Here is an 8,693-nt window from a genome sequence, read left to right as displayed (position 1 = left end):
GTTGATTGTGGCTCTGTTTTTATTGGCGTAAAAACTTTATACCACATCTAACAAGAGGGTTTTCCTGTTTAAATGCTATTTGGGACAAGAGTGAGTTCAATTGTAAAATTACCAGCTGTCAATAAAGGGGCTGAATGTCCTTTTGTCTTTTGAATAATCGGCAGAACGCAATCCTTTAATAACCCAGTCTCTTGTCTCGGCCGGATCAATGACCGAATCGATCTCCATGTAAGATGCGATGTTAAGAGCTTTTCCCTGCTCATAATATTGGGAAACCATTTTGTTGAAAAAGGCCTCTTTCTCTTCAGAATCCTCAATAGCGGAAAGTTCTTTTTTGTATCCAGCTTTAACTGCGCCTTCAATCCCCATGGGGCCGAACTCTCCTGTTGGCCATGCCGCTGTAAAAAATGGGGCATGGAATCCACCACAGGCCATTGCCATGGCTCCCAAACCATATCCTCTTCTGAGAACCACACTGAAAAACGGCACAGAGAGATGGGAACCATTGATAAACATACGGCAGACATGACGAACCTGTGCCTGACTTTCAACATCAGGGCCTACCATAAATCCTGGTGTGTCGATAAGAGACAGGACCGGCAAGCCATGAGCATTACATATTTGCATCAATCTGGCAGCCTTGTCTGCTTCCGCCGGCTGGATAGTTCCACCCATGTACTGACAGTTGTTTGCCAGAATACCGAAAGGTTTGCCCTGTATCCGTATCAATCCGGATATTAACCCCTGGCCAAATCCGGATTTAAGTTCAAGAAAGGAGCCTTTGTCAGAAATAACATTTATAATGTTGCGAACATCGTAAGCCATACGCCGCCTTTCAGGGATCAAGTCGCGCAACTGTTCTTGATCTGCTGCTTTCCACTCTTTGATATCTCCTTGAAAATATGAAAGATATTGCTTGGCAGCAGAAACCGCCTCAGTCTCGTCTTCAACAAGAATATCAATAACACCATTTCCATACTGCACATTGGCAGGCCCTATTTCTTCCGGCGTGAATTTCCCAAGTCCCCCGCATTCAATCATCACAGGGCCACCCATCCCTATGTTTGATTTTTTCGCCGCAATGATAATATCACAACTACCCAACAGAGCAGCATTCCCGGCAAAACAAAACCCCGAAACAATTCCCACCAGGGGAATTTTCCCGCTCAAACCTGCAAATTTGCTGAATGTCGTCAAGTCAAGACCGGTAATCATGACACCGTCAGCATCTGTATCTCCGGGTCTTCCCCCGCCTCCTTCTGCAAACAGTACCAAAGGAATCCGATGCTTGTCCGCCAGGTGCAGCAGCCTGTCCGTTTTTTTGTGGTTGAAATAGCCCTGTGTACCGGCAAGCACTGTAAAGTCATAGGCTATCACCATGCATCGGGCATCCTGCTCCTCAAATTTATCAGCATTTACAGTTCCAAGTCCTGTGATCAGGCCATCCGAAGGCGTTTTCTTAATGAGATCATCAACAGATCTCCTGCTGCGCTGGGCGGCAATCGTCAATGCTCCGTATTCTATAAGGCTTTCCGGATCCAGAAGGTCATTGACATTTTCCCATACAGTCCGCTGATTTTTTTTCCTGCGCATTGTAACGGCCTCAGGCCTGTTTTCGTCACAACGGCAGTACAGTCGGTCATTGAGTTCAGATAACTCAGGGCGGAGTGTTTGATCTGGTTTTTTCATACTTATCTCCTTATCAGTGTTACTTGAGCACTGAAACAGAACACGCTGCCTTCAAAATAATACTATGTGCAGTAGAGCCAAAAACAAGTTTGCCGACTCTGGAACTATTTCTTGCGCTGGCAATGATCTAATTGATAATATTTTCCTTGGAATAGTTTACGCTATCTTCACCAGTGCCCCCCCTAACTAAAAGGTGCGTTTGGCAGAAAATCCTTTTATCTTTATAAAGAATCTGTTAGGTCAACGAGATTGAGTCTAAGCTCGAGCTCCTCTAAGGTACACCATCCATGGACCAAATATATTTTCATGTCGGCTAATCAACGTACTGCTTAACAAATCATTTTTTCCAATTCATTTTTTATCACTTTACCGGTACCCGTCATTGGTAACTGGGAAACAATATGAATTTCAGGCACTTTAAATATTGCCATTGCATTTTTACACCATTTGGCCAATGACTCTTCCGTTTCCTCGAATCCTTTTTTCAGTGTGATGAAGGCTACTGGCACCTGTCCTTTTTGATCATCCGGTCTGCCGACTACACCACAGGCGGCAATAGCGGGATTCTGCCCTAACATGGCCTCTATCTCTGTGGGAAAGACGCTCATTCCATTCACTTTGAGCATTTCTTTTCGACGCCCAAGATATCTTAGAAACCCGTCTTTAGTTATGGTTCCCAAATCGCCGGTACGAAACCAGCCGTTGAAAAAAAGTTCAGCGTTGGAATCAGGCATATTCCAATACCCTTTTAACAGAGTTGGTGTTCTCACAACGATTTCACCTTCCTCTTCAAATGGTTTCAATTCCCCTGTTATAAAATCACAGATCTTGATCTCTGTACCGGGAACCGGGATACCGACAAAAGCCGGACTTACCGAGAGGTCGAAATCATCATCTTGAAACCCTTTTGTAAACGTGTCGCAGCTATGGGTTTCGGTCATACCATATGTGGTTTCAAACATGGTACTGCCTGTAACTTTTTCCCATTTGTTTCGATAGTCTTTATTGAGTTTTTTGATAAACGAAATACATGGTGTCAATTCCATGGAATGCAGATCATAGTCACTCAGTTTCGGGTGATTCAAGACGTCATCGATACTATCGACAAGCATTATACATTGATTGACTTTATAATGATCAACCGCTTCCATGAATGCTACCGTGTCCCATCTTGCCAGCATCACAACGGTTGCTCCGTGGAATACCGGAAAAAGCAATCCCGTGGTTTCACCGGCAATCCAGAATTGAGGCAGATAAGTCATCATTATTTTATCGCTTGCTTTATTTTCAGTGTGACCAAATACAATCAACATAAAAGCAGCCGCCGTATATATCAAATTGCGGTGAGTATGAACACAACCTTTGGGCAGACCGGTTGTACCGCCGGTGTAGTTTAACGCGGCAACATCATCCAGAGCCGGGGTGTGGTCAGGGGGCGCGTCGGACACCTCGTTGAGTGCAGGAAAAAAATCGATGATTCCGTCTTTTAGATCGACTTTGGGAATCTTGAAAAAGTCAGGCAGTTGAATCGTTGAACAATCCTGTTTCAACTCACTGTAGCTGGTTGCAATGATGTGCTCTATCCCCAGATTCTGGCAAACCGGTTCCAGAACGGGTAACAGTGCATCAAAACAGAATACAACTTTAGGTTTGCTGTCTCCCAGTTGGTGCTTCAGTTCCATTTCTTTTGACAGCGGGCTGACGGGAACATGAATGGCGCCGCATTTCATTATACCAAAATATGCAATATTGAACTGAGGGCAGCTGGGCATAAAAAGAGCGACACCTTCTCCCGGCTTGATACCCAAATTAATGAGCAAATTGGCAAAACGGTTGCTGGCCAGATCCAACTCCTTATAGGAGATATCGTATCCGTAAAAACGGATTGCTTTTTTATCCGGATTTTCCCTTGCCCATTCGGTCAGGTATTCGCATATAGGCTTTTCTCCTTTGGGATAGTGGGGCTTGTTCGGAGCATTTTTCGGCCAGTTTTTTTTCCAAAGGTCATGTAATTTTTTAAGGTAGGACTTTTCATCCATGGTTTTAATTCCTCCTTTTTGTCTTACAAAGCCACTATGAAAATGAAAAAAAGTGAACGATGTTTGTTTAAATTATTTGTGCCTTATCGGGCTGTTGTGATTATTTCCCTTTATACTGCGCCAATCTTATTTCGAAGAAAGCGGTCATCCCTTCTGTCTGATCATCACTTCCAAAAAGCATGCAGAAAAGTGTCAATCAGGTAAAAATATCTTGATTAGAAAGTCCTTCAAACGTGTCTGAAGGATGTCTTACCTGGTCTTCAGTCCCAGGTCCGATTTTCCTACACCATTTATTAATCCGTACGCCAGATAGCGCACATCGTATATCAATTGTATCTGATTGTAATTGCATTAAAGTGAAATTCCGGCCTGCTTTGTCAATGTTCGCCAATCACCCTTCGGGTTAATACGCACTCTTCCCAGGCTGTTGAAATCGGATCCTGCAAAATAAATACCAAAGAAAAAATGATAGCAGGCGACGGATTATTTATGTCTAATAATTAGATATTTAGGTGTGGGGGGATGAAAGTCGAGAAGGTATGTCTGTCAACTAAATAGGTGTTGCATCCACAGATATGTAGCACTACACATATGTAGGACACAACACCTATGCAACGGACCTGGAAATCTTGTATTTTTGAATTCGTCTATAAAGGGTAGCAGTTCAGATCAGATCTGAACTACTACATATAAGAAAATGGATTTTAGATATTTTCACATTTCCCAGATTTCAGCTGATTTTGGAATGTTTTTCTCACACAAATTCATACATGGAAAAGCCTTTGACACAGGCCGAGAAAGCAATTCTAAAAACATTTTCTTCCAGGTCATTAGCAACAGAGATGCCGGCCTCTCTCGAATAAGTTCCACCCTGCTCAATTGAATAATCTTTCTGAGCACCCTCCTCTCTCGACCTAAAAACATCGGTTCATATTCCACATCCAGTTTATTTAATCAGAGCAGAACCAATAACAAGACGCTGTATTTCGCTGGTTCCCTCATATATCTCAGTTATTTTTGCATCGCGCATCATCCGCTCAACCGGAAACTCCCTGGTATAACCATATCCACCAAGAACCTGTACAGCCTGTGTGGTCACCTTCATTGCGGTTTCACTGGCCATCAATTTTGCCATAGCTGAATCCGTGGAATAGTTGAGCCCCTTACTGGCCCTGTACGCTGCTTTGTAGACCAAAAGCCTTGCTGCCTCGATCTGGGTAAACATGTCTGCCAACTGGAATTGTATCCCTTGAAACTTTCCAATAGGAGTATCAAACTGCTTGCGTTCTTTCGCGTAATCGACCGCGGTCTCAAAGGCTCCCTGGGCAATGCCGATTGCCTGGGAGGCGATGCCGATACGCCCACCATCAAGGGTTTTCATCGCAACCTTAAATCCTTCGCCCTCCTTGCCGAGCAGATTAGCAGCTGGCAAACGACAATTTTCAAAGACCAATTCCATCGTTGGAGAACTGCGGATACCGAGTTTTTCCTCCTTCTTACCAAAGGAGAATCCCGCAGCACCTTTTTCAATAATAAAAGCGCTGATGCCATTATGCTTTTTTGCTTCCTTGTCAGTTCTTGCGAAAATCACATAGGTCTCAGCATCGCCACCACTGGTGATGAATATTTTCGTTCCGTTTAATATCCACTCGTCACCATCGCGCAAGGCAGTAGTTTTTGTCCCGCCGGCATCGGAGCCGGCGGACGGTTCAGTGAGGCCGAAAGCACCAAGTTTCTCCCCTGCTGCAAGAGGCACGAGATACTTCTGTTTCTGCTCTTCGCTGCCAAACAGATAAATCGGATTAGCACACAGAGAGAGATGAGCTGACAGCGTCACTCCGGTCGACGCGCACACCCGGGAGAGCTCTTCGACAGCAATCGCATAACTGATATAGTCGGCTCCCGCACCGCCGTACTCTTCCGGGAAAACGATACCGGTTAGTCCCAGTTCACCAAGTTTGTCAAACATCAACGGGCGATCAAATCGTTCTTCTTCATCGCGTTTTTTTGCTGTTGGGGCGATTTCCGTCTCCGCGAATTCGCGGACCATGTTACGTATAAGATTCTGTTCTTCAGTTAATTGAAAAATCATGAGACTCTCTCTGGAAAAAAATTAACGAGAAGATAACGGACGAACCATCCGTTTTTCTCACATGCTGAGGCAGCCATATGCGCGCCCCACAACCCCTTGGCTATAGTTACCTGGGTTATTTCTTTAATTAACGGACATTTAGCTTTTCTGTAAGCATCGGAACGAGCTGCTTTAGGTCAGCAACCACCAGGACATCTGCCACGTCGCCAATAGGTGCATCTTTGTCGGTATTGATTGCCACGACGAACTCAGATTTTTTCATCCCGGCCAGATGCTGAATGGCACCGGAGATACCGCAGGCAACGTAGAGTTTTGGGGCTACCGTCTGGCCGGTGGTACCAACCTGACGGGTATGCTCAACCCATTCGGAGTCAACCACCGGACGGCTGGCGCCATACTCGCCGCCAAGAGCTTTGGCGAGGTCGGCGACCATTTTTACATTTTCCGGTTTACCGATACCCCGGCCGGCGCTGACAATTATCTCCGCCTTGGTCAAATCAACGCCGCCGGCTTCAGCTTCTTCGTAACCTAAGAATTCAATCGCTCCGGTGCCATCAATATCGACCTGTTCAACACTTGGACTTGCAGTCGGTAGCTCGGCAAGCCCAAAGGCCCCCGCCTGCAAGGTGACAACCGTTACATCGGTGTTGACCTCGACCTCCCTTCTGAGTTTTGCATTGCACATCGGTACTACCAGGGTACCTTCCACATAATCAACCACCTCGGATACCTGCCCCGCCTTCAACGCCCAGGCAATACGGGGTGCGAGATCCCAGCCATAACTGGAGTGGCAGAAAACGATAATCTCCGGATTTTCCCGGCCTATAACCTCCAGGAGCAGGTGTTTATGGACAGTTGGGCTGTACTCGCCGTATTTTTCCGCATCTGCGAGAAAGAGTTTACCGTCATACTGCGGCAGCGACGAGACACTGCCCACCATAAACATCGCGTGCTCGCCACCTACTTTTTCGGCAAAGGCGATAAGCTCATTGGAATTCCCAAGGGTCTTTCCGTCTCTATATTCAGCTACAAGTAGTAATTTCATTTTCCCCTCCTAGGCTAAGACGCCGGTTTTTTCTTTCAAGATCTGGATCAGCTTATCAGCCAGTTCAGCCGGTTCGCCTTCGATGATCAGGCCGCCACCTTTCTTCTCCGGAAAGTACACCTTATCGGTATGCTGTCTGGCGTCTACCTTAAGCAGATCCTTAATCGGAATAGAGAGCAGCTCTTTTTTCTTGGCCTTCATGATATTGGGCAGAGTCGGATATCGCGGGGTGTTGAGTCCCAGCTGGCAGGTGACGACAGCAGGACTGGTAAAAGCCACCTTTGCCTTGATACCGCCCTCAAGTTCTCTTTTCACTTCTATCCGTCCATCGCTGTAAACAAAGTCGACGATGGTCGTCACCGCAGGAAGCGTCAGCATCTCGGCCACGAGCACACCAACCTGGCCGCTACCGCGGTCCTGGGACTGCATCCCGGTGAAGATGACATCAAAGTTTTTCTCTTTTGCATATTCAGCGATCACGCCTGCAATCTCGCAAGGTTCTTTACCGCTGACGTTATCGTCGGCTATATGTGCACCGCGATCACAGCCCATCGCCAGCGCCTTTTTCATGGTCTCCTTGACCTTGTCGGAGCCGATTGACAGCACGGTAATATCGGCGTCTTTAACCTGCTCTTTCAGTCGAACAGCCTGCTCAACTGCGTATTCGTCATACTCGTTCATCCGCCAGGCGAGTTCCGTCGTGTCATACCAGGTACCAGCCGCATCCACCCTGAATTTTGATTCCATATCCGGAACCTGCTTTATACAAACCAGAACATTCATTACATTCCTCCACTCGTGTTGTGATCTTCTATAGACGGTCGGCAAGCACTTCGGCAATATCACGTGGCTGCAGTATCTCCTCGACATCAGCGCCTTTTACACCATCTTCAAACATGGTCAAACAGAACGGGCAATTGGACAAGAGGATCGGGGCCGCGGTCACAACAGCCATCTCTACGCGTTTGACGTTAATCCGCTCACCTAATTTCTCCTCAGCCAGAATACGACCGCCTCCAGCACTGCAACAAAATCCTTCATTACGATTCTTAACCATCTCAACGATCCGGCCGCCGGCGGCTCCAATGAGCGAACGGGGAGGATCATAGATATCGTTATGACGCCCAAGGTAACAGGAGTCATGATAGGTACAGGTGAAAGAGTCTCTGTTGAGCGTCAGCCTGCCACTGCTCAGTAACCCTTCGAGAAATACGGTATAGCTCTCAACCGCCACCTCAAAGGCCCAGATCCCGGTAATCCTTTTCCAGGGTGTTGTTGTAACAGTGCGGGCAGTTGGTGACTCATCCCGACAAACCAGTCACAACGTTGAAGCGCTTACTCTTTATCGGTTACGAATTCATGCCCCGCACCATTCACCGAAATTTCGATGCGACCATCAGCAGTTGTCCAGGTTCCCTCATTTTCAGCACACAGGACCGCTTTTCGTTCATCGACATGATGCCAAATATCGATGGCATTCATCTTGGTATGGAACTCCAAATCGAAAACTCGATCACCAAGGTCGAAGATGGCGGCATCGGAATTAGCCTCAATCATCTTACCGCTGCGCCTCAGGATATCGAGCCGAACACTCTCTTTCCTCACTGGCACTTCACAGCATTCACCGGTCAAGGCTGTCTTTAGCTTTTCCCCGGCGATAAAAGCCCTATCCAGCCTTACGCCTGGTTACCCCATCCTCCACCATTTTGGTGACAAAAGGTGACAAGAGAACGGTCGTTTGATCTTCATCGTCAATCACCAAATCATGAGTGTTCTGTACTACCATGGCCAGGGTATTACTGAAGCTTTCATCTGCTTCTACGCTCAT

7 protein-coding genes and 1 pseudogene are annotated in these 8,693 nt (G+C 46.6%); all 8 read right to left on the bottom strand.

Annotated features, from left to right (window positions below):
* Nucleotides 1–108 precede the first annotated feature (108 nt).
* Complete coding sequence (locus BLQ17_RS18980; protein ID WP_245695237.1) at nt 109–1,593, bottom strand: acyl-CoA carboxylase subunit beta; 1,485 nt, start codon at nt 1,591–1,593, stop codon at nt 109–111.
* 425 nt (nt 1,594–2,018) lie between these two features.
* Nucleotides 2,019–3,728 (bottom strand): AMP-binding protein, encoded by a 1,710-nt coding sequence (locus BLQ17_RS18975; protein ID WP_092225735.1) that lies wholly within the window; start codon nt 3,726–3,728, stop codon nt 2,019–2,021.
* A gap of 946 nt (nt 3,729–4,674) precedes the next feature.
* The gene (locus tag BLQ17_RS18965; RefSeq protein ID WP_092225733.1) at nt 4,675–5,820 is read right to left on the bottom strand and encodes an acyl-CoA dehydrogenase; all 1,146 of its coding nucleotides are present in this window, start codon (nt 5,818–5,820) and stop codon (nt 4,675–4,677) included.
* Between the two features lie 127 nt (nt 5,821–5,947).
* Entirely contained in the window at nt 5,948–6,865 is a 918-nt protein-coding gene (locus BLQ17_RS18960; RefSeq protein WP_092225732.1) for an electron transfer flavoprotein subunit alpha/FixB family protein, read from the bottom strand.
* Nucleotides 6,866–6,874: 9 nt separating this feature from the next.
* Nucleotides 6,875–7,648, bottom strand: a complete 774-nt coding sequence (locus BLQ17_RS18955; protein ID WP_092225731.1) for an electron transfer flavoprotein subunit beta/FixA family protein — start codon at nt 7,646–7,648, stop codon at nt 6,875–6,877.
* A 28-nt stretch (nt 7,649–7,676) separates the two neighbouring features.
* Nucleotides 7,677–8,166 (bottom strand): annotated as a pseudogene (locus BLQ17_RS18950) ((Fe-S)-binding protein); the annotation flags it as partial.
* A 34-nt stretch (nt 8,167–8,200) separates the two neighbouring features.
* Entirely contained in the window at nt 8,201–8,470 is a 270-nt protein-coding gene (locus BLQ17_RS18945) for a hypothetical protein (protein ID WP_143005559.1), read from the bottom strand.
* A 61-nt stretch (nt 8,471–8,531) separates the two neighbouring features.
* A complete protein-coding gene (locus BLQ17_RS22715; RefSeq protein WP_176761317.1) occupies nt 8,532–8,693 on the bottom strand; it encodes a hypothetical protein in 162 nt (53 codons plus the stop codon).

It is taken from the genome of Desulforhopalus singaporensis, assembly GCF_900104445.1.
In the GTDB taxonomy this organism is placed as follows: domain Bacteria; phylum Desulfobacterota; class Desulfobulbia; order Desulfobulbales; family Desulfocapsaceae; genus Desulforhopalus_A; species Desulforhopalus_A singaporensis.
This window is presented reverse-complemented; position numbering and strand designations above follow the sequence as displayed.

Excerpts from the sequence above, each read along its gene's own strand:
- BLQ17_RS18960 (WP_092225732.1), bottom strand. The coding sequence starts at position 6,865 with ATGAAATTACTACTTGTAGCTGAATATAGAGACGGAAAGACCCTTGGG.
- BLQ17_RS18975 (WP_092225735.1), bottom strand. The coding sequence starts at position 3,728 with ATGGATGAAAAGTCCTACCTTAAAAAATTACATGACCTTTGGAAAAAA.
- BLQ17_RS22715 (WP_176761317.1), bottom strand. The coding sequence starts at position 8,693 with ATGAGCGTAGAAGCAGATGAAAGCTTCAGTAATACCCTGGCCATGGTA.
- BLQ17_RS18980 (WP_245695237.1), bottom strand. The coding sequence starts at position 1,593 with ATGCGCAGGAAAAAAAATCAGCGGACTGTATGGGAAAATGTCAATGAC.
- BLQ17_RS18955 (WP_092225731.1), bottom strand. The coding sequence starts at position 7,648 with ATGAATGTTCTGGTTTGTATAAAGCAGGTTCCGGATATGGAATCAAAA.
- BLQ17_RS18965 (WP_092225733.1), bottom strand. The coding sequence starts at position 5,820 with ATGATTTTTCAATTAACTGAAGAACAGAATCTTATACGTAACATGGTC.